Source organism: Janibacter sp. LM, assembly GCF_039631275.1.
Taxonomy (GTDB): Bacteria; Actinomycetota; Actinomycetes; order Actinomycetales; family Dermatophilaceae; genus Janibacter; species Janibacter terrae.
The window spans coordinates 1-20,764 of sequence record NZ_JBDIVG010000034.1 but is presented as its reverse complement, the minus strand read 5'-3'; the positions used below and the strand labels follow the sequence as shown (position 1 = coordinate 20,764).

The following is a 20,764-nucleotide window of genomic DNA, read 5'->3' as shown; positions in this document are numbered from 1 at the left end:
CGATGACGCCGACGATGATCTCCCGCAAGTCCCCGGTGACGGACCTGGCTGGGCACTTGATGTGGACCCGCACGGGCACCGTGTGGGCGACCTGGCGGCTGTCGGGGCTGCGCTACAGCGGCACCATCGCCGACAAGCGTGCCGTGCGAGACCTCCACCGCCTCCTGGTGCGGTCCCTTGACGGTGAGGCGCTGATGCTCAGCTACATGCTCAGCGAGGACCCGGTGCAGGTCGTGGAGCGGATGATCGACGGGGTCGACCTGAGCCAGACCCCTGGGTGGATCGAGGAGTGCGAGGCGACCCTGGATCTGCTGGACGACATCCCGATGGGGGAGCGGTTCCACTGGCTGGCGGTGCCGTTGGCGAACACGGGCCGCTCCCGCTGGACGAGCGCCGGGCGATCGGCCTGGCGCGACTTCAAGGACCGCCTGGACCTGCCGCTGGAGCGTAGGAGCCCGGGAGACGTCGAGCATCGCGTGCAGCAGGCCGCGCAGATCGAGGCGCTGATCCCGCGCCCGTTCAAGGCTCAGCGGGTCAGCGCCGCCGAACAGGCCTGGATCGCCAACCACGCCCAGCGGCGCGGGATGCTCGACGAGCCGGTCCCCAGCCAGATGCCGCAGGGGATGCACCTGACCGCGCCGGCAGTGATCTCCGAGCCGATCCTGGACGAGGGGGCCCGCACCGACCTGGTCGACGCCGGCATGTTCGCCAAGGCCAACGTGATGCGCCAGCGGCTGCTGAAGGTGGCCAGCCCCGACACCGGCGCCTCCCACCAGGCGCTCATGGCCGTGGCCGAGACCCCCAGCGGTGGCCTGCGCTTCCCCGGCAGCGAGTTCCTGCTGCACCTGGACCAGACCGGCTACGACGTCGACTGGGCCCTGCGGTTGCGGATCAACTCCCGCGACAAGGTCCTTCCGCGCAACCGCAAGGCAGTCAAGGACCTCAACGAGCAGTTCGACCACCGCGACAAGGAGGCCCTCACCGGAACCGGCCTGCACGACCTGCAGCTGGCCGCCGAGCTGCTCACCGAGTACGACAAGATCTTCGCCGACGACAAGCTCGAGGTCGAGGTCGAGCACACCATGGTCTTCGCCATCGGGGTGGCTCGCGCGCACGAGGAGCAGAGCGACGCCGAGCTGAGCGCCATGGTCGACGAGCACGCCACCGCGCTGGCCAAGACCCTCAAGGACTCCGTTGGGATGCGCCTCGAGCGCTTGGCCGGTCACCAGAGCGAGCTGTGGTGGGCCATGCAGCCCGGAGCGCCGCGCACCCCGATGGTCAAGACCTACGCCCAGTTCACCTCGAGCGAGCACTTCGCCAAGCTCGTGCCGTTCATCGGCAACAAGCTCGGCGGCAACCGCGGCGCCGCACTGGCCCTCAACCGCGGGACCTCCCGACCCCAGGTCGTCCACGTCAACCTTGCCGGCTACCCCGAGCTCGACGTCTCCGGCGCGATGATGGTGGTCGGGGAGATGGGCGGCGGCAAGTCGGTGCTGCTGAAGACCTGCGCATCCGACCTGGTCGACCAGGGCGGGCAGTGGTGGGCCATCGACAAGTCCGAAGACGGCGAGTGGGCGGGCTACGCGCGTACCTTCGGCACCGCGGACGAACCCGATCACCAGGTCGTCGACGCCATGGACCCCGCCGTGACCATGGACCCGCTGAAGACGCTGCCGCCGGACCAGGCAGGGGACGTGCTGCGCACCTTCCTCGTGCAGCTGCTCAACATCGACACCACCTCAGGCATGGGGGTGGTCCTGGGCGAGGTCTCCGAGCAGGACTACCTGCAGCGCCACCAGATCACCTCGACCATGCAGCTGTGCCGGCACCTGGTCGACGGGGAGTGCGACCTCGAGGACGAGGACGACCGCAAGCTCGCGCGCCAGCTGGGGCAGGCGATGAAGAACTGGTCGAAGACCGGGATCGCCCGGGTCATCTTCGACGACACCCTCCCGCCGGTGGACCTGACCGTCTCCGCGACCGTGTGGCGCACCCACGGCATGGAGCAGCCCACCGACCGCGAGATGTCCAGCGCTCACCTGTTCAAGCAGCTGCCGCCGGAGAAGATCTTCGGTCGCGCCTACTACCGGCTGCTGTGCCGTCTGGCGCGCCAGCTGTGCTTCGCCGACCGCTCCCGAGCGGCGGCCTTCATCACCGACGAGATGTACGACCTCACGCAGAACGTCGAGAACGTGGGGGACCTGCAGCACTTCCTGCGGCGCGGCCGCCGCCCCAAGGCGCTGCTGTTCGCGGGCACCCACGACGTTCACGATGTGCACGACGAGGTCCTCGCAGGGTTGATCCCCACTCGAGTGCTGATGCGGCACCGCGATGCCACCTTGGCCGGCAACGGCCTGCGGTGGCTGGGCATCAAGGAGGGCGACCCCCAGTACCCGGACCTGGTCAAGGCCGTCACCGAGGACACCTCCCCGGTCATGGGCGACGAGGGAGTGCCCGCGGAGCGGCGCGGCGAGGGGTACCTGCGGGACGCGTTCGGTGGCATCGGGCCGATCAAGGTCCTGCCCCCGGCTCGCCCAGCCCGCCGCAAGGCCGTCTTCACCACGCCTCCCAAGTCGCGGAGCGCGTCGTGAGAGCCCCCGGATCGGCACTGCTGGTCGATGTCCTTGGCCGCCGCGTCGCCTCCGCGAGGGCCCTCGTTCGCCGCGCCGTGCGGGTCAACACCCGCAACCGTCTGACCCGCACCCGGACCCGGCTGGTCTTCGGACTGCTGATCCTGGCCGCACTCATCGTGGTGCCCGCTGGGATCGCCATGGCCGACCCCGGCGACGGCGCCGCCAACACCTGGGTGTCGCCGTTCAAGACGAAGGACTCCCACGGGATCCCGATGAGCGACTACAGCCTCTCGATCGACGAAGGGGGAGTGACCAACCCCAAGAACCAGATCTCCTCGTTCTTCCTCAGCAGCGGCTGGGACATGTACCGCATCTATGTCGGGATCGCGCTGTGGGTCTTCGACTACGCGCTGCAGTTCCAGATGCTCGACCTGCTGCACGGTCCGGCCATGGCAGTAGCGACCGCCCTGGAGCAGACCGTCGGACAGCTCGGCGTCATCCCCGTCTTCACCCTCGTTGCCTTCGGGATCTGCGCCGTCTGGATCCAGACCGGCAAGTCGGCGGCGGGCTTCTCCGGGGTGTGCATCGCGCTGCTGATGGGATCGCTGCTGACCACGGCGGCGGTCAAGCCGATGGACACCCTCGCTGGCGACGACGGCTTGATCCTGGGCGCACGCGACCTCGGAGTCGGATTGTCCTCCCAGATCGTCACCGGCGGCGAAAGCCAATCCACCGATGGCGAGAAGCTGCAGTCCAACTCCAGCGCCAAGCTCGTCGACACCTTCGTTCGCACTCCGCACCAGCTGATCAACTACGGCGCCTCGATCGACAAGGACTCCAAGTGCGTGAAGGTCTACGACGCGGACCTCAAGAAGGGCTATCCCGTCAACGGCGGGGACGACGACCGGCCCCGCAAGAACATGGGGAAGTGCAACAAGGCGTATCTCGCGGCCGCGGACAACCCGATGAACGGGCTGATCGGCCTGGCGATGATCTACCCCTCCGGCGGGCTGCTCGTGCTCTTCTTCATCGTCCTGGCGGCAGTCCTGGGCGTCCTGACCGCCCTGGCGCTGTTCGAGGCCACCCGGGCCGCCTGGGTCATGCTCAAGGCCATCATCCCCGGCGCGGGCACGGGTGAAATCTGGGAGTCGATCTGCATCGTCGGGGTCGTGCTGGCCTACATCGTGGTGACCCTGATGAGCGTCGGCGCATTTCTGCTGCTGCTCGAGGCGCTGATGACGGCCGAGGGCGTAGACGTGCGGATGATGTTCATCCTCGTCGACGGCGTAGTGCTCGTCGCCTCCATCATGCTGCTGATCCACATGGCCCGGGCCCGCAAGGCCGGCAAGAAGCTCGGCCAGAAGGTCACCTCCAAGGTGATGCCCCAGGCCAAGGCCGTCGACGTCAACAAGGCCAACCCCATGCGGGTGATCAGCACCGCCGCAGGCATGGCCAGCCCCGCCATCAGCATGGCTGCCCACCGGCGCGCGACCAGCAGCGCGATGGGAACCGCCGCCGCGCCGGCCCCCAACAGCGCAGGCACGGCGCACGGCGGTCCGACCCCTGGCAAGACCGGGCTGGCCAAGGGCGCCACCAAGCTCGCCTGGGGGGCAACCAAGCTCGGCCTGGCCAGCACCGTCGGCGCCCCCGTCTACGCCCCCCGAGCCGTCGGAGCCATCAAGGCCGGAATGAACGCCAAGCGCACCCAGCTCGGCCACAAGTTCGCCCAGGCCAAGACCAGCGCAGCGCAGCGCGTCGACACCAAGCGCACCCAGGCCACCGACTTCGGCCGCGAGTACATCCACAACGTCGGCGCCGCGGGGCGCTTCGTGGCCAGGTACAGCGGCGCGGCCCGTGTCGCCGGCGCCGCGATGACCATAGGGGCTGACCCCATCAGCGCCACCGCAGCCGGCGCCGCGATCCACCTGGCCCGCGGCCCGCGCTCGACCGAACCCCAGCAGCGGCCACCACAGGCCCAGCACCGTCCGGTGAGTCAGGGCGTGCGCCCACCGCAGCACGAGCCCACGGGTCGGCCAGCGACCCCGTCCGGGCCCACGTCCACGAAGCGACCGCAGCCCCCGACACCGGCAGCGCCTGCACGGTCGGCGACAACCCTGCCGAGCGTGCAGGCCCTGCCGGTGAGCAAGACCCGGCAGGAGCAAGGAGCTGCCGTCGACCAGCTGATGGAGCGGATGCGCGCCCGACACGCGGCCCGCGGGGTGCGTGACGAGCAGATCCCCCGCACGACGGTCGCGAGCCTGAACCGATGAGCCGCACGGACCGTCTGATCCGCCTGGCGCAGGTCGCTCTGGCCGTGCTCGGAGCCGTTCTGATCATGGTCGCCGTCGTGATGGACCGCAGCAGCCAGCAGCGCGCCGACAACCAGCCCGGGAACGCGCCCGCGACCACCAGCTCATCGACGCCACCGCCCCCCGCCACCTCGAAGACGCCCTCGAGCACCGCCAGCGTGACGAGCACGTCCAGCGCACCCCCCACCCACGGCCACGACGATGACACCTCCGCCGAGGAGGTGCGTCAACTTCGCGCGGCCACCCGAGGAGCACCAGCGAGCGCCGAGCGTGTCATGCGGTTGCTCAGCCAGGCCCCCGAGATCGGGTACAGCCGGTGGTGGGCGAAGACGCGTGGGTTGCTGTCGGACCAGGGGCGCACGGAGATGGTGGGTATCGACCCCCAGCGGGTCCCCTTCCGGAAGGTCACCGGGCAGGCGCAGCTCGTCCTTCCCTCCGAGCTCGACACGGCTGATGAGCACGGCCTGGAGGAGATCTCCGTGTTGGTGCCCACGGACGTGGGTCGCTGGACGGTCCTGCTGAGCCGGGAATCGGAGGAGGGCGCCTGGCGCGTGTCCTCTCTGCGTGCTCCCGAGGGAGTGCACTGATGAACGGCAAGTACCTCGCGGCCGGTCTGGTGGTGCTGCTGGTGGCGGCAGTGGCCGTGCCGGTGGGCATCGTGCTGGCGATGGTCAGCTTCTTCGCGACCATGAACCAGCAGGCGGCTCAGCAGTCCCAGGGATGCGACGTGCTCGGTCAGGACGTGGTGGTCTCCAGCTCCGGGCCAGCGCGTGTGCCCGTTGTCGGCAAGTTCGTCTACACCTCGGCCTTCGGGCAGCGATTTCACCCCATCCACCAGGTGTGGCGCCTGCACGCCGGGATGGACCTGGCGACCACCCCGGTCGGCGGTCAGGTCGTCGCAGCGAAGGCCGGCAAGGTGGTCACGGTGGTTCACGGCGACCCCGGCGCGGGAAACTTCGTCGAGATCGACCACGGCGAGGGCGTGAAGACGCGCTACTTCCACCTGGCCAGCATCTCCGCGAAGAAGGGCAGCACGGTCACGGCGGGGGAGAAGGTCGGCGTCGAGGGCAGCACGGGCAGCTCGACCGCCCCTCACCTGCACTTCGAGGTTCACCAGGGCGGATCCGCGACCGACCCGGTGGCGTGGCTGAAGAAGCAGGGCGTGCAGATGCCCGATGTCGATGGCACAGGGACCGGCCCGGCCGCTGGCGCCGGGGGCAAGGGGCAGGGGCCGTCAGGCGACGTCGAGGTCGTCGGGGCCAAATCGAGCGCAGACGGAGCGAAGGGCGTCGCCAGCCCAGTGGGCGCCACGCGCGGCATCGGTCAGTGGAACGCCGAGCAGGTGCGGGTGGCCGCAGAGATCATCCGCGCCGCCAAGGCCCGCAAGCTCGACAAGTGGACGACCACCGTCGGGGTGATGACTGCCATGGGGGAGTCCACCCTGCGTGAGCTCGACTACGGCGATGACGTGGGACCAGACTCCCGTGGGCCGTTCCAGCAGCGCACCAACTGGGGCCCCGAGTCGAAGCGCAAGGACGCCTACTCGTCAGCCCTCCTGTTCTTCGACGCCCTGGTCAAGGTCAAGGGCTACCGCAACCTCTCGCCGACCATCGCCGCGCACCGCACCCAAGGGAACGCTGACGCGAACCACTACACGCAGTCGTGGCCGGCCGCCGTCAACCTCGTCGCGAAGATCACCGAAGACCCGGACCTGGCCGCCTCCTTGGCCAAGGGCGCGGGAGACGACGTGGGCTGCGACGGCGCCGACGTCGAGCAGGCGATCGCCGACATGCCTGGCAAGCCAGGCGCCACCTGCAAGGCCACCTCCAGCCCCGCCGAGAAGGGGCTGCAGTCGAGTGCCCTGCGGGGACTGCGCTGCACAAAGACCTCCTTCACGTGGATCCAGACCATGCACGGTGTCGGCGAGCGAGACGGGCCCTCCGACCACGGGTCAGGGAACGCTGTCGACTTCATGATCCCCAACTACGCCTCGACCGCCGGCAACGAGAGGGGTTGGCAGGTCGCGCAGTGGACCCGCAAGCACGCCAAGGAGCTCGGCGTGACCTACGTGATCTGGGACAAGAAGATCTGGTCAGTCCAACGCGACGAAGAAGGCTGGCGCGAGTACACCCGGTACGCGCCCACGGCTGGGGCCACTCTTCTACACCGAGACCACGTCCACGTCTCGTTCTCTTGAAACGCTGACATATTGCAGTAGACGCACGCTCGGCGCGCCAACGGACCACGCCCCAAGGCCCTATGAGGCAGGGGAGAGGGCCTGCCGGGATGCAGCGGCACGGGTGCTCCTCTGTCGGCTCCTGGCCCGGAACCTCAGGCATCTCACGCCCCCCTTGAAGGGGCAGGCTCATACCCCTTCAAGGGGCATCGAGCCTCGCCAGCCGGGGTCGAGGTAGCTCTCGCCGGTGCGGTGGAAAGCGGGCCGCACGAGCTTGCTCTGCGAGATGTGCATCCGTGGGCGGATGACCTCATCCAGCGGCACCCACCCGGGAGCAACAGGATCGTCGTGCCGGACGAGCCGGCGGGGCATGCCGCAACCCACCAGTACCCAGGCGTGGATCCACAGACAGCCTGTCGCCCCCATCGACACCGACCCCTTCGATCTCCCACACCCGATCGAAGGGTGCACGCCAGAGCGTCGACAGCGCGTGCAGGCCCAAGGGTGCCTGTTGCACAGAGGGTCCGTGGCCCCAGTCCGAGGTGGCAGTCGGCACGGCATAACAGGGATGCAAACAGGCCTGCAAACACTGACGTGAAGGGGGTGGGCCAGATCGTCCTTACCTGGCTCGCCACTCGGCGGGCCTCGGACGGCCACGCGGCCGATCGTAACCACGCCCGCAAGGGAAAGTCACAGATTCTGAGAAAAGTCGGGCGCCCCTGTCACAGATCCCGGCTCAGCGGCACTTACTGCACCTCGACATGACGTCCTTCGAGCGCAGGAGATGACTGCAGATGATGCGAGCGATTCCCGGGGCTGCCGGCCAGGCCCAGAGCGCGTTCGCCCCGAGCCTTGCGATGGCGGCCGCCGGCGGACTCGGTGTCGTGGCCGGCGACCTGACCCCTCTCGACGGCCCCATCCAGTTCGCCGGTGCCGGACTGATCGCCGGCAGCTTCGCCGGCGTCCTGATGTCCTGGCGCGCACGTGAGCGGCAACGCCTCCTGGACGACGCGTCCACCGGCTTGGTGCCGCTGGTCGGTCGAGGGCCCAGCGTCGAGGTCCGCGCCTCCGCATGGAAGGGCCCCGGTGTGGTCGGCGCCCCGAGCAAGGTCCGGGTGACCTACGACCCCGCCGTGATCCCGACGCCCGACTGGCTGACCAAGGTCAAGGACCAGCTCGAGGTCCGCTTCGACCGGACCTTCGAGGTCGCCAAGCACGACACCCGCCGCCACCGCATCACCTTCCGCCCCGGCACGCCGCCGGTGATCGACGAAGAACCGGCCCCGGTGATCGCCGAGCGAGCCCTCGGCATGGTCGAGAACCTCCTCGGGGCCGGCGCGACGCACCGCAACACCTGGGACGGGCAGGACCTCGTCGCGGTCGAGGTCACCCACGACGTCGGCATCAAGGTCACCAGCTCCACCATCCGCAGCAACATCGAGAAGGTCTGGCAGGCCATGCTCCCCGGCCGGTGGCGAGCGCACTGGGACCTGGAGCGTGACTCGGTGCGCTTCGAGATCCGCCCGAAGATCCCCGCGGTCCTCGAGCGCAGCTTCGAGCCAGTGCCGGAGGAGCTGGTCGACAAGGTCGAGTACGCCGTCGACGAGGACGGCACGACCCTCTACTGGAACCTCTCGCCCTCGGCCGCGCAGCCGCACTGCCTGATCACGGGTGGCACGGGCGCCGGCAAGACCAACACCATGCGGGGGATCATCACCGGCCTAACCCGCCGTGGCAGCACTGAGCAGGGCAAGCGCCTTCCCCCGAGGGTGTTGCTGTGCGACCCCAAGCGGATCGAGTTCGCTGGGTTCCGTGGGTGGCCCAACGTCGAGATCGTGGCCACGAGCGTGCCGGACATCGTGGCCACGATCCGCTACGTCTTCCTCGAGATGGAGCGGCGCTACGCCCTGATCGAGTCGGGGGAGTGTGCTACGGAGGACTTTCCTCGGCTGGTGCTCGTCGTTGACGAGTTCCGGTACTTCTACGGGGTCTGCAACACCTGGTACGCAGGGGTCAAGGGCACGGGTGGCACCAAGGAATGCCCGATCTTCAACGACTTCTTCGCGATCGCCTCGCTGGGGCGCTCTGCTGGGGTGCATCTGCTGCTGGGCACCCAGCGCCCTGACGCCTACTGGCTCGGCGGCGACGTTCGCGACCAGTTCGCTGCCCGCTACAGCCTGGGTCGTCTCTCTCCGGAGGGGGCCCGGATGATGTGGGGCTCCCACAGCATCGGCGTCTCCGTGCCGCGCGGGATCCCTGGCCGTGGCACCTCGGTCTTGCCCGACGGGACCCCGGTGGAGTGCCAGTCGTACTGGACCCCCGACCCGCGCAGCAAGAAGGCCGCTGACCAGGAGATCCTCGCCCAGCTGCGTCCGACGACCAGCTACTGGCCGCAGCACGTGATCGTCCCGCCGTCCGAGGTCGACGACGAAGGGCAGCCGATCGAGCCCAAGGGCCGATACAACGACTACGCCAACGCCGAGTACGCGCCCGCGGCGGATCACCCGGACCTCGTCGCGGCACTGACGTCGGCCAAGACCATGCTCGCCGCCCCGGTCGCGCCGGACCCGTCGGAGGCCGTCGCGAAGAGCGGGCCGGACAAGGACTACGGCGAGCCGGTCACCGTGCGCGCGGCCGACGCCATCGAGCACGAGGGCTGGCTGCTGCTGGTCGACGAGGCCAGCGACACGTGGGGCGTCATCGAGTCCATCGAGCAGGACCGGCTCGACGAGGACCACCTGATCATCAGCTGGCGCAGCGACCAAGACGACACCGACGAGGGGCTGCTGGCCGCAGACAGCGGCGGGCATCTGGTCGTGCGCGAACCCACCGAGACCAAAAAGCCATAGAAAACTAATAGAAACCTATTGACGTTCTATTGACTGGGGGACAGGCTCATGACCATGGCACTTCCGCAGAGCATCAGCACCGGCCTGGATCAGGTCAGCGCCCAGACCTTGGGCTGGAGAGCCCAGTGGCTGCGACTGCACCTGACTGGCCCGGCTGCCGGCGGGCTGACGCACCGCGACCGCGCGGCCCTGACGCTCGTGGCCACCTCGGTCGACGGAGTGTCGGCCAGCCAGCTGGTCGACGCGCTGCGACTGCTCGGTGTCGACCAGAGGTCGGCCTGCATGCGGGTCAACCAGCTCGTCGAGGAGCGGTGGCTCGAGCGCAACGGCGAGGTCGTCGACCTGCCCGCGGCGGACGTGCAGTGGATCCGAGAGCGGGTCGTCCAGGCATGAACGGGAAGAGGGAGAACACCGTGGAGCGCACCATCAGCACGCCCTGTCACTCGCCCGGGGAAATCGACCCGGACATCTGGTACTCCGACGCCCGCCGCAAGCAGCGGCAGGCTAAGGCCGCGTGCGCGGCCTGCCCGATGCGGCAGCAGTGCCTGCGCCAGGCCCTCGTCGAAGGGGAGGAGTGGGGCATCTGGGGTGGCCTGACCACCAGTGAGCGCGAAAGCCTCAAGGAGCGCCTGAGCGCCACCCCCGAGGCCGGCCGAGCTGGAGCAGCGGCATGAGGGAGCAGAGCAACCCCTGGGACGGGCTCATCCTCATCGCCCTGGCTGCCCTCGTCATCCCCGCGCTGCTGCCCAAGATCCGTGACGCTGCGCTGGGCTGGCTGCTCGAGAAGCAGGTCCTCGTCTCCGCCGACCAGGCCCTGTTCGAGATCCCGACCACCGGCGCCGGCCTCGACCTGCGCCGGATCCTCGCACTCGTGCTCGTCGTGGCCCTGATCGCCTGCCTGCGGTGGGCCGCCAGCACCCGTAGCCCCCAGGAGCAGTCGCGATGACCTCCACGATCAACACCAACACCCGCCTCGTCGATGACCCCACGGACGAGGGCGAGCTGTACATCCAGGACGAGACCGTCACGGTCTACAGCCATGGGGGAGTGGTCATCGCCGGCCTGGGCTCGGTCGTCTACGCCCACCCGGGAGTGACCGTCGACATCGAGACCGGCGGAACGGTCCACCTGGCCCCCGGAGCCTTCCTGCTCGAGGACCGTCCCGGCGCACTCGAGCACGGAGACATCACCGTCTGCGACTGGATCCCCGCACCCACCACGCGCGGTGATCACCGATGACCACCGCAGCCGTCAGCGGTACCATGAAGACGTCAGCGACCGATGCCGATCTCCTTGGCGTCTGGTCAGTGGATGACACCGGTCCGGGTCTACCGTGGGTGGCCCCCGCGGCGGACCCGGACCACCCCCTGAGCGCGACCTGCGACCCCGACGAGGCCATCGCGCACCTGCAGCACCTGCGCGCGACCTACGACCTGTCCCTGGCGAGCCTGACGACCTTGGTCGGGTGCGCGCAGTCGACCATGGTCGCGCTGCTCTACCCATCGTCTGCTCAGCGCCGCCAGCGCATCACGCGCCGCCTGAACGAGGCGATCCTCGACGCGGACTTCGACCTCGATCAGCTCGAGGACTCCGCCCTGATCACCGGCTGCGGTACCCGCCGCCGACTGCAGGCGCTGGCGACCCTCGGGTGGTCGCTGGCCAACCTGGCGGCCGACCTGGGCTGCTCGGCCGCGATGGTCTCTCGCCTGCGTCGAGCCGATCACGTCAGCGTCGGCAACGCCCGAGCTGTGCGGGAGATCTACGACCGACTGAGCATGGAACCCGCGCCGCAGACCCCTTCGCACACCCTCACCCGTGACCAGGCCGGATCCCAGGGATGGAGCTCCCCGCTGGCCTGGGACGACGACCGGATCGACGACCCCAGCGCCGGCACGGCCGCCGACGAAGACTGCCCGAGACCGGCCGTCGATGACGTGGCCCGCCGCCGCGTCGTGATCGACCAAGACAAGGTCCTCGGACTTCCCCTGAGCGAGCGACGCGAGATCGCCGCCCATGCCCGCGACCGCGGGATGCCCGCCCGAAAAGTGGCCGAGTGCCTCGGCGTCAGCCTGCGCACGGTGCAGCGCTGGGACGCATCCCGACCCACGACCGACATGCAGGAGGCCTGCTGATGGAACAACACCTGGACGCCATGACCGACAACCACCAAGGAGGCGGAACGCGCCCGGACATCGTCGATCGCCGAAGGCTCCTCGAGGACCTCGAGGAGTCCCTGTTCGGGGACTGGTCGTCGTGAGTTCTCTGACGGTCGCACCATCGAAGATGACAAGTGGCAGGAGTGCCGGATGCGTCGCCAGAACTGGGAGGACGCGGTGAACTACCCCGGGTTCGAGGACACTCGCCTGCTCCGGGATGCACTGGACGTCCCGGGCTTCGACCCCATCGTCGTGTGGTACGGGCACCAAACCCCACAGGTGGGGTACGTCCCGGAACAAGAACTGCGCGCCACCGGCCCTGTCGAGACGCCGAAGACTTGGGCCTACAACCGGGAACTGGTGCGCGTCGGCGGGGCTGCTGGCGGCGCGCTCGGGTTCTTCGGGCACGTTGTCGCTGCGCCGTTGCTGCCCGACGGTGGGGGTCTGGGAGGATTTCTCTTGGAGCTGCTCGCCTTCATCCTCGTCGGGGTGATCATCGGGGCCTACGTGGCCGTCGCGGTCGTCAAGCGCTCCCACCGTCCGTGGGCCGCCTACTCGGACAAGCTGGACAGCCTGGCGCATGTGATGCTTCTCGACACCGAGCCGGCGGTCGTCCAAGTCCATGAGGCGTTGATGCAGTACCGCATGGCGCGCGTGGCGGTCGGTCAGTTCCCCGAACTGGCGCACGAGATGCCGGATGTGCCGCGCCTGGCGCACGAGCTCTTCCAGACCGTCATCGACGCACGGCGTGCGCGCCCACTGGCCGTGGCCGAGCGCGCCGAGGTCGACGCAGTCATCGGCGACTTCCCGCTCGACGAGGATGACGCTGCCATGGCGCAGGTGAGGGCGCGTGGACGCGCAGTCGATGTCGAGATTCAGCGCCTGGACACCCTCGAGGTGGCGGCTCTGGATCGGGTGGCAGACGCCGCTCGAGCGGCAGCCCGGGTAGACGCCCAGGCGCGTGCCCGTATCTACCTCGCTAACTACCCAGTCGCAGCACGGGAGGAGACGGCATGAGCCGCGTGCCGAAGCTCATGACGGTGACGATCCTCGACAGATCGTCCTGGGGTAGCCCGGCCCCCTATCCGCGGGTCGTCACCGTCGAGATCTCCACCCAGTGCCCACAGTGCGGCGGCCCGCGAGGGGTGCCGCAGTCGGTCAGGTTTCACGAGGACGGCCAGTGGCTGTCCTGCGACCGCTGGCACAACCCGTGTGAACACGTCGACATGTACGACCAACTGCTGCGTGAGGTCAAGGAGCGCGAATGTGGAGCCCGGTAGCCTGCGGGGAGCTTGCCCCCGATGAGACGAGGTATGACGATGGCCCAGCCGGACGGCTATGTGACGGTCTCCGCCGAGGTGCCCGTCTCGCGCAAGACTGCTCTGGAGGCGGCCAAGAAGGGCGACGGGTTCTCGGCCAGCGTGCGCATCAATGCCCTGCTTGCCCTGTGGGAGCAGGACCCGAAGCTGCAGGACGCCGTCAGCGAGGCCATGCTGCGGGTGCAAGCCGAGCGACGCACCGCCGCTCGCTGATCTACCGCCCGCACTCCACCGGGGGGCTGTGATGGCCCGCCGCTCCCGACGCATCGACCCCGACGCCGCCAGCGGTCGGACCCCCAGCGTGAAGGTGGGCGACCGCACGACCGTTGACGTGCTCGACGCCCGCTCATCGGCTCGACAGGGACTGCGTGACCTGGACGGGATGATCCAGGGCAGCTCAGGGTTCACCCAGTCCCACAAGGACGCGCAGAGGTCGTACCCCCGCGAGACCACGGCTCCTCTGCGTCCGCGCACCCACCGCGGTCTCCCTCACCCCGACGAGACGCGCGTGCCCATCAGCGGCCGCCAGCGCAAGGCGCGGTCGAAGGCCAAGAACCAAGCTCTCGCGCGCACCCCGGCAACCGAGCGCCGCGAAGCCGAGCGCCTGCTGACCGACCCCGAGCAGTGGCGGCGGGTCAACGACGAGCTGTCGACGGTCACCGGCGACGTGCACCACGACGACGTCAGCGACGCCACGCGCCGCACCTGCCAGCGGGTGGACCGCATGATCCAACGGGCAGAGCGGTACAACGACCGGTCGCACGTGGTCTACACCAACGGGATGCTGCCGGAGATCAAGCCTGCAGGCCTGCGCGCGACGGCAGCCCATGAGTTCCCCGTCGGCGAGCACGTCGAGTTCGACCGGTACACGGCAGCAGCCCACACCATGCACGAGATCCAACCCGAGGACCGCGCCGACGAGGAGCGATCCGTGGTCTACGAGATCTCCACCCGCCGCGGGATGTACATGGGGCACTCCGCCGGCGGCCAATCAACCGGCCACCTGCTGCCCAGGGCCACCAGGTACGAGATCGTCGGCACCCACACGGCCACCTACGTCGGCCCGGGCGGTGTCCTGAACGAGCGCGTCGTCGTCCAGCTGCGCGACATCCCTGACCACACTGAAGCACCACAAGAAGAGGAGGCGTGATGAGCGCAGCGAAGAAGGGCACCCCGCAGGAGAAGATCCGCGCGAAGGCCGAGGTGAGCCGGCGGCGCGGGAAGAAGGGTGGCGCCGAGGAGTTCGACTTCGTCATGCCCACGTGGCTGCTGCGTCAGCCAGCCCGCGCTCGCGTGGTCCGTGCAGACGAGGACTCATCGGCCGACTGACCAACGGTCGGGAGACAGACGCGCCGGAGGCCCGCACGTGGCGGTGGCCTCCGGCGCACCCAGCTAACTCGAAGTGAGAGCGACTCTACCCCCGCTCGAACTTTCCTTAAGACAAGTGATTGTGTTATTGTTACTTGTGTCAACGAAAGGAGAGTGAGAGCATGGACAAGGACACGCGGAAGATCCTCAAGGCGCTGGAGGCCCAAGGCTTCACCGTCCGCCGCACGACCAAGGGGCACCACCAGATCAGCCTCGACGGCCGAGTGGTCACGGTGTTTGCCGGCACCGCCAGCGACTGGCGATCGACGCGTAACAGCCTCGCGCAGGCGAAGCGAGCCGGGTTCATCTGGCCGCCACCGAAGTGAGGCAGGGCCGTCCGGGGCAAAGGTAGTGCCCCGGACGACCCGCCGGCGTCGCATCCGCGACACCACAGCACACAGTGACAGACCCACGAAGAGGAGGAGAGAGCGATGCACTTCGTCGTCACGATCGAGACCGCCGAACGGATCCAGGGCGACTCCGAGATCGACCAGGTCATGGACGCGCTGGCCGATTTCGGCGTCGCCATCGGCGATGCCGATGCTGCCGGCAGCCAGATCACGGTCACCATTCCCGCCGACGACCTCGAGCAGGCTGCGCGACTGGCGCTCAGTCTGATCCGGCCCCTGGCGACCCCGCTGGCCATCACCGAGGCGCTGCCTGAAGAGGTCCGCGACGCCCGAGAAGGGTGGACGCCTGTGCCCGACCTGGTCGACGTCGCCGGCGCCGCTCAGATCCTGGGCATGACCCCGCAGTGGGTACGCCAGCTCATCGACGCGGGGACCCTGCCCGCCACGACGGCCGGGACCCGTGCCACCGTGCTGCCGCGCAGCGCCGTTGAGGCCCTGGCCAAGACCCGCACTGCCAAGGAGGCGGGCGTGACCAAGGCTCGTCTGCCCAAGGAGAGCCGCGTGACCAAGGGTCGCCTGCCCAAGGAGGCGGGCGTGACCACGACCCGCAAGGCCAAGTCCGCCGCCGGCCGCAGCCGCTGACCACCGAAAGGGCGACATGAGCACGGCTCCACGTCTGCTGTCCGGGATCCTCGGGCTGGACCCCCTCACGCGAGAGCGGCTGTCCCACCTCCACGTGGACACCGCCACTCCTCGAGTGACGTTCTGGACCTACGGTCAGGAGCAGCCCGCGCTCACCGGCGACCTCGACGCGGCCACGCCCGTGGGCGAGCAGCTCGACGAGCTCGAGGCCTTCGGCTTGCTGGGCGGGCTGCGGCGAGAGCGAGTCCCCGGAGCGGGGGAGCACCTGTTGCGCGTTGAGCTGTGGTCGGCCACCGCCAAGGAACGCGCGGCGTGGTTGAAGCGGATGGAGGCGGCCAGCACCCCGAGCGCTGATGAGCTTCTGGCCGCCGGCGGCCAGCTGCGCCTGGCGCAGCTGCGCCGCGACCAGGCCCTAGCGCACGTCATCGCCCGCGCCCGGGTTGGCGACGAGCAGCAGATCCCGCGACGCACCCTCGCGGTCCTCGCCCAGATCTCACCGCAGACCCTCTACCAGGGCCTCAACGCACCCGCGCCCCAGAACGAGACCGCCACCTCCGAGATCCGCCGGCAGCCGCCCCAGACGCAGTCGACCCCCCAGCCGGCCACGCCATCGTCCGGCGAGCCGGCCACGGCGGCCGACGACGGCGGTCACGAACCTAGCCCGGCGCACTTCGACGAGCGCGCCGCGACGAGCGACGACCTCGTGCGGATGCCGGTGGGGCACACCCAGATGTGCGTGATCTGCCGGACGCCAGCGACCCACACCCTTGGCGGCATCCCGGTCCACCGCGGCGAATGCCTGCGGCAGCTGCGCGAGGACCCTGACCGCGCCCACCAGTCGGAGGCAGCCGCGCAGTCTCCGGTAGTTGTCGACCAGCAGCCCACCACACCCGAGAAGCCCGCACCGGCTGCGTCCTTGGCCCCCGGCCCTGCCAGCCGCCAGCGCTCAAGGCGACCTAGCGGCGCGAGGTCCCGTAGCGGCCGCGACTTCGATGGGCTCATCGCTGCGCTGAACGCCACCGACGTCTTCCTGCCCACCGGTGACACCGAGCCCTGGACCGCCCGCCACCTCGGAGATATCGCACTTCTGGCGCCCCGGTACCGACTCGGCGGGCCGGGCCGACGCGTGCAGAAGGGTGAGCTGTGGCTGTGGCCCGGGGCCCTCGAGCGGCTGGGACTGCCCGTGGAGGTCGACCTCAACCTCGAGGGCAACTTCGCCGCCCGACGCGAACAGCGCGAGCAGATCCTCGAACCGCTGAACGAGACCCCGGCCGTCGCGGCCGCCCTCGAGGACGGGTGGACGATCGGCCAGGGCTGGCTGGGCCCACGCACCCACCTGAAGCACCCGGAGCTGCTGCCCCAGGGCGCCACCATCGTCATCCCCACCTGGAGCGACTTCGCCGGCATCCCCGTGCTGACGAAGGGCAGTGAGAACGAGCAGGACCAGCGCACTCTGGCCCGTCCTGCTGTGGTCGTCGACCGCGTCAACGAGCTCGCGACCTGGACCGGCGTCGGATTCCGCCTCACCCCCGGCGTCACCGGCCTGGACTCGATCGACTACCACCGGCCCCCGCGCTGGCCCGGGGACGGAATCCGCGACAAGGGTCGCGCAGCGGCCGTGATGATCAACGAGCCCGCCGAGCTGCCCCCGTGGCTCGAGGAGGGTGACGCGCGCCTGAGCAGCATCGAGCGCGACTTCTCCTACTGGCGCCAGATGGCGGCCCTCACCACCGAAGAGCAGGAGATGGAGTGGGTCCACGCCTACGACCACCGCTCGCACTACCTCAACCCGTGGTCCTCCACCCTGCTGGGCATCGAAGGCCTGCGGCACCAGCGCGGCGCCGCCGCGGCGTGGGACGGCACCGAGAAGCCCGGCTACTTCCTGCTCGAGGCCACCGACTGGACGACGTGGTGGCAGGACTGGCGCTACCCCGACCCCCTGTCCGGGACGGCTGGCTTCGTCGAGAACCCGGACGGTCCCGGGCGCCGACGCTGGGTGACCAGCCACACCCTCAAGCAGCTGCACAAGATCGACGAGCACCTTCCCGAGACCCTCGAGATCCTCGAGTCCTACACCTGGTCCGAACCGGCCAAGTACCTCGACAAGATCGGAGCTGCCCTGGCCGAAGGGCGCGCCACGGCCTCACCGGAGGTCGCCGACACGATCAAGCAGATCTACTCCGCGACCACCCGCAAGCTCGGCCAGCTCGACGGCAAGCCCGTCGTGCACCTGTGGCGCCCCGACTGGAGCGACCACCTGCGAGGAGCCTCCCGAACCGCGATCATCAACGAGCTGATCAAGATGCAGACCCGAGCTGCACTCCCGGACGCTCCTCCCACCAGCCCCCACGCCTTGGTCGTCGACCGCGACACGATCATCCTGGCCAGCAACGACCCCAATCCCGAGACCGCGTGGATCGGAGACCCCGGCAAGCTCAACAGCCCCAAGGGAGGCTGGCGCCCCACCGGCACCGCACGCCTGCAGGACTGGGCACCCGAGGCGCTCAAGGGCGACTACCGCAGCGGCATCACCTGGCGCTACGTCGAGCACATGGACCGCATGTCCGAGCCCGGCTCGCTGTCGTAGAGCCACGACATGATGAACCCGACCAACAGCCCAGGAGGTGAGCAGCGTGCCTGACGACCAGGACCCGGACGAGTACGTGATGAGCTACAAGGCCACCCCTGCCCCCGAGCACCGGCCTGCGGACCGAGGAGGATCGAAGGTCCTGAGCGCCCTGGCCGACAGGACTCCCCGGCCACGAGCCAAGCGCATGCTCACCGACCTGTTCGGCAAGGCCACCCGCGGCGACGGACCCGACACCGCCAAGGCCGCCGAGGAACTCGGCGTGGGCCGCCGCACCGTCCAACGCTGGCTCAGCGAAGGGCTGCCCGGGGCGCGCTCAAGCGCTGCCCAGGACCTCTCCTCACGCTGGCAACAGTCCCCAGCCGGCCGCAAGGCCTCCATCTCACCCCAGCGCCGCCGCCACCTCATCAGCAGCGGCTTCAAGGGAAAGGTCCGAGGCCAGTTCCGCGTCAGCGCCAAGGACAAGCAGGCCAAGGACAACCGGTGGGTCTCCATCGACCTGACCCCCGCCGAGACCCAAGCGCTCTACGAGGCCTCCCTGCTGGGCGACCGTGAAGCCCACGCCCAGCTCGAGCAGGCCCTCAGCGGTCCCTTCGGTGGCAGCGTCAGCATCACCCACCTGACCGACATGACTCAGGACTGATCGTGGCCGACGACGAACTCGTGCCGCTGGCCACCCCAGCCACCCCCGACCTGGTGTGCTGGATCTGGGCAGCGATCCCACCGAAGGACGGGCGGATCCACGTCGCCCGCGTAGCGGAGGCCCTGGGCGTGTCCAGGTCGACCATCTACCGCTGGCTCCGCGACCCCGAAGAGCGAGAGTTCAACGAGACCGGGATGAAGATCGTGCGGCGCCGCGCGATCCTGCGAGGGCACGGCGACTACCTGTGGCCGCCCCTGGACGACGGCAGCCGCCGGCGCATCGACGCGCTGCGGGCTGACGCCCAGCGTGCCCGTTCAGCCCTCACCACCGGCCCCGAGGGGATCTCGGAACTCGCTCGGCTGCGCGGTGCCGTCGACCACCACGACGTCTACCTGGTGCACTACCCCAAGGCCCGCGTCTACGGCGTCGCCTCCGGGCGCACCCACGACACCGAACGCAAGATCCGCGCCCGTCACGGCGAGGTCCTCCAACGCCGATCCGTGCCGGACAGGTACGCAGCCCGGCTGCTCAAGTACGCCGCGCTCGACCAGGTCGACGAACACACCTGCATCCCACCCAAGGCCCTCGTTCCCGTGGGCCGCACCGAGACCTGGCACCAACGCGCCGGTCGCATCGACCTCGAGCAACTCGACTACCAGGCCGGCGGCGCATCGGCATGAGTCGGCCCGAAGCCGTGACCGCGGGAGCCGCCACCGACGACCACCCCCGAGCGGCGTACCTGTCTGACCTACCGGTCCGCCGCCGGAGGGACGTCGCACGATTCATCGCCAGCGAACAGGACTACGACCTCGTCCGCAGGATCATCGGCAGGTGCATGCACCGCCCGGCCAGATTCGACGCCGCCGGATCGACGGGGCCCGCCTGGGCAGTGATGGCCTCTACCATCTGGCGTCTGGGGACTCGCCGATCTGCAGCAACGGCCGGTCAATGAGGCAACACCCGCGGTCGGACCGAAAGGGCACGATGCGGATCTCGCTCGAGGGCGCCGTGAGGGAACCGGCCAGCATCCCCACCCAAGAGCGATGCGCCGAGAGCGCGGCGTTCTGGCCCAGCTTCCTCAACGCCAAGAACGACCCGGTCTCCCGGGCCCGACGAGTGCTCACCGGCCAGTTCGGCTCCGCCTGCATGATCTGTGGCGCCTACGCGGTCTTCGTCGATCACGACCACGAGACCGAGCTGGTGCGCGGCCTCCTGTGCCGTTGGTGCAACAGCAGAATCGACTTCTGCGTCCACCTCGAGGGCTGCCGCTACGCCGAGTACCTCAACAACCCACCGGCTGCGCACCTCGAGCTGCCGTACCCCAACCGCAAAGAGCGGCGGGCAGACGCCGACAGCGTGTTGGAACGAATGCGGCACATGCTCGCCAACCCCCACACTGTCGACCTGCGTCAGAGACAGAAGTAAGGCGCACCGCGCGGTACTACTCGGCGACCCGCACCGGCTGAAGATCCGAGGCCGGCACCCACTGCTGCACCGTGACATCACCTCCGGGCCGAGGCTGCACGAAGACCACCAGGGCAACCCACCCACGCTCATCCTGAGCCCACTGCAGCACCAAACCCTCGAAGCGCTCCCCGTCGATCCGCACCCAGCAGTGCCTGGTGCGCCGCGCCGATGTCGCCGGCGTCGAGACGTCGGCGCCCGCGACCGGGCGATCGCGCAAAGGAATGCCAGGCCGCGTCGGAGGATCCTGCGGAGTGCTGCTCACCTCACTGATTCTCCGCGGGGGACTGCTGCACGATCAGGTGACAGGTTGGGTCACGCAGCCTGA

The 20,764-nt window shown here is 69.3% G+C and carries 23 protein-coding genes; 21 read left to right on the top strand and 2 right to left on the bottom strand.

The window, feature by feature from the left end; translation table 11 throughout:
- Positions 1–2 precede the first annotated feature (2 nt).
- The 4 genes from ABC138_RS15760 to ABC138_RS15745 are packed head-to-tail and all read left to right on the top strand — an operon-like array spanning position 3 to position 7,079.
- Positions 3–2,591 (top strand): ATP-binding protein, encoded by a 2,589-nt coding sequence (locus ABC138_RS15760; RefSeq protein ID WP_345914283.1) that lies wholly within the window; start codon positions 3–5, stop codon positions 2,589–2,591.
- The gene (locus ABC138_RS15755) at positions 2,588–4,843 is read left to right on the top strand and encodes a hypothetical protein (protein WP_345914282.1); all 2,256 of its coding nucleotides are present in this window, start codon (positions 2,588–2,590) and stop codon (positions 4,841–4,843) included. Before ABC138_RS15760 ends, ABC138_RS15755 begins: the two co-directional genes overlap by 4 nt.
- Positions 4,840–5,469 carry a hypothetical protein gene (locus ABC138_RS15750; protein ID WP_345914281.1) on the top strand — a complete coding sequence of 210 codons (630 nt, stop codon included), beginning with the start codon at positions 4,840–4,842 and terminating at the stop codon, positions 5,467–5,469. Before ABC138_RS15755 ends, ABC138_RS15750 begins: the two co-directional genes overlap by 4 nt.
- Positions 5,469–7,079 carry a M23 family metallopeptidase gene (locus tag ABC138_RS15745; protein ID WP_345914280.1) on the top strand — a complete coding sequence of 537 codons (1,611 nt, stop codon included), beginning with the start codon at positions 5,469–5,471 and terminating at the stop codon, positions 7,077–7,079. The genes ABC138_RS15750 and ABC138_RS15745 overlap by 1 nt, the downstream gene beginning before the upstream one ends.
- Positions 7,080–7,247: 168 nt before the next feature.
- Here ABC138_RS15745 and ABC138_RS15740 read toward each other — a convergent pair whose 3' ends face one another.
- Positions 7,248–7,430: a hypothetical protein gene (locus tag ABC138_RS15740; protein ID WP_345914279.1), complete on the bottom strand. Its 183-nt coding sequence runs from the start codon at positions 7,428–7,430 to the stop codon at positions 7,248–7,250.
- Between the two features lie 422 nt (positions 7,431–7,852).
- On the opposite strand from ABC138_RS15740, the gene ABC138_RS15735 reads away from it, so the two are divergent.
- The 17 genes from ABC138_RS15735 (at position 7,853) to ABC138_RS15655 (ending at position 20,397) form a co-directional block, all read left to right on the top strand.
- Entirely contained in the window at positions 7,853–9,907 is a 2,055-nt protein-coding gene (locus ABC138_RS15735) for an FtsK/SpoIIIE domain-containing protein (protein WP_345914278.1), read from the top strand.
- A 54-nt stretch (positions 9,908–9,961) separates the two neighbouring features.
- On the top strand, positions 9,962–10,300 hold the full coding sequence (locus ABC138_RS15730; RefSeq protein WP_345914277.1) for a hypothetical protein: 339 nt from the start codon (positions 9,962–9,964) through the stop codon (positions 10,298–10,300).
- A gap of 20 nt (positions 10,301–10,320) precedes the next feature.
- On the top strand, positions 10,321–10,581 hold the full coding sequence (locus ABC138_RS15725; protein WP_345914276.1) for a WhiB family transcriptional regulator: 261 nt from the start codon (positions 10,321–10,323) through the stop codon (positions 10,579–10,581).
- Positions 10,578–10,853 carry a hypothetical protein gene (locus tag ABC138_RS15720; protein ID WP_345914275.1) on the top strand — a complete coding sequence of 92 codons (276 nt, stop codon included), beginning with the start codon at positions 10,578–10,580 and terminating at the stop codon, positions 10,851–10,853. Before ABC138_RS15725 ends, ABC138_RS15720 begins: the two co-directional genes overlap by 4 nt.
- Complete coding sequence (locus ABC138_RS15715; RefSeq protein ID WP_345914274.1) at positions 10,850–11,146, top strand: hypothetical protein; 297 nt, start codon at positions 10,850–10,852, stop codon at positions 11,144–11,146. The genes ABC138_RS15720 and ABC138_RS15715 overlap by 4 nt, the downstream gene beginning before the upstream one ends.
- A 98-nt stretch (positions 11,147–11,244) precedes the next feature.
- Positions 11,245–12,039: a helix-turn-helix domain-containing protein gene (locus ABC138_RS15710; protein WP_345914273.1), complete on the top strand. Its 795-nt coding sequence runs from the start codon at positions 11,245–11,247 to the stop codon at positions 12,037–12,039.
- A gap of 174 nt (positions 12,040–12,213) precedes the next feature.
- Positions 12,214–13,080, top strand: coding sequence for a hypothetical protein (locus ABC138_RS15705; RefSeq protein WP_345914272.1), 867 nt, complete (start codon positions 12,214–12,216; stop codon positions 13,078–13,080).
- Positions 13,077–13,343, top strand: a complete 267-nt coding sequence (locus ABC138_RS15700; RefSeq protein ID WP_345914271.1) for a hypothetical protein — start codon at positions 13,077–13,079, stop codon at positions 13,341–13,343. Before ABC138_RS15705 ends, ABC138_RS15700 begins: the two co-directional genes overlap by 4 nt.
- Positions 13,344–13,382: 39 nt before the next feature.
- A complete protein-coding gene (locus tag ABC138_RS15695; protein WP_345914270.1) occupies positions 13,383–13,595 on the top strand; it encodes a hypothetical protein in 213 nt (70 codons plus the stop codon).
- A 31-nt stretch (positions 13,596–13,626) separates the two neighbouring features.
- Complete coding sequence (locus ABC138_RS15690) at positions 13,627–14,532, top strand: hypothetical protein (RefSeq protein WP_345914269.1); 906 nt, start codon at positions 13,627–13,629, stop codon at positions 14,530–14,532.
- On the top strand, positions 14,532–14,711 hold the full coding sequence (locus ABC138_RS15685; RefSeq protein WP_345914268.1) for a hypothetical protein: 180 nt from the start codon (positions 14,532–14,534) through the stop codon (positions 14,709–14,711). The genes ABC138_RS15690 and ABC138_RS15685 overlap by 1 nt, the downstream gene beginning before the upstream one ends.
- Positions 14,712–14,872: 161 nt before the next feature.
- Positions 14,873–15,076: a type II toxin-antitoxin system HicA family toxin gene (locus ABC138_RS15680; RefSeq protein ID WP_345914267.1), complete on the top strand. Its 204-nt coding sequence runs from the start codon at positions 14,873–14,875 to the stop codon at positions 15,074–15,076.
- A 105-nt stretch (positions 15,077–15,181) separates the two neighbouring features.
- The gene (locus tag ABC138_RS15675) at positions 15,182–15,742 is read left to right on the top strand and encodes a helix-turn-helix domain-containing protein (RefSeq protein ID WP_345914266.1); all 561 of its coding nucleotides are present in this window, start codon (positions 15,182–15,184) and stop codon (positions 15,740–15,742) included.
- Positions 15,743–15,758: 16 nt separating this feature from the next.
- Complete coding sequence (locus ABC138_RS15670; protein ID WP_345914265.1) at positions 15,759–18,329, top strand: hypothetical protein; 2,571 nt, start codon at positions 15,759–15,761, stop codon at positions 18,327–18,329.
- Between the two features lie 46 nt (positions 18,330–18,375).
- Entirely contained in the window at positions 18,376–18,972 is a 597-nt protein-coding gene (locus ABC138_RS15665; protein ID WP_345914264.1) for a hypothetical protein, read from the top strand.
- A gap of 2 nt (positions 18,973–18,974) precedes the next feature.
- Positions 18,975–19,652 carry a helix-turn-helix domain-containing protein gene (locus ABC138_RS15660; protein WP_345914263.1) on the top strand — a complete coding sequence of 226 codons (678 nt, stop codon included), beginning with the start codon at positions 18,975–18,977 and terminating at the stop codon, positions 19,650–19,652.
- Positions 19,653–19,956: 304 nt separating this feature from the next.
- Complete coding sequence (locus ABC138_RS15655) at positions 19,957–20,397, top strand: endonuclease domain-containing protein (protein ID WP_345914262.1); 441 nt, start codon at positions 19,957–19,959, stop codon at positions 20,395–20,397.
- 16 nt (positions 20,398–20,413) lie between these two features.
- Here ABC138_RS15655 and ABC138_RS15650 read toward each other — a convergent pair whose 3' ends face one another.
- Complete coding sequence (locus ABC138_RS15650; protein ID WP_345914261.1) at positions 20,414–20,701, bottom strand: hypothetical protein; 288 nt, start codon at positions 20,699–20,701, stop codon at positions 20,414–20,416.
- Between the last annotated feature and the right edge of the window lie 63 nt (positions 20,702–20,764).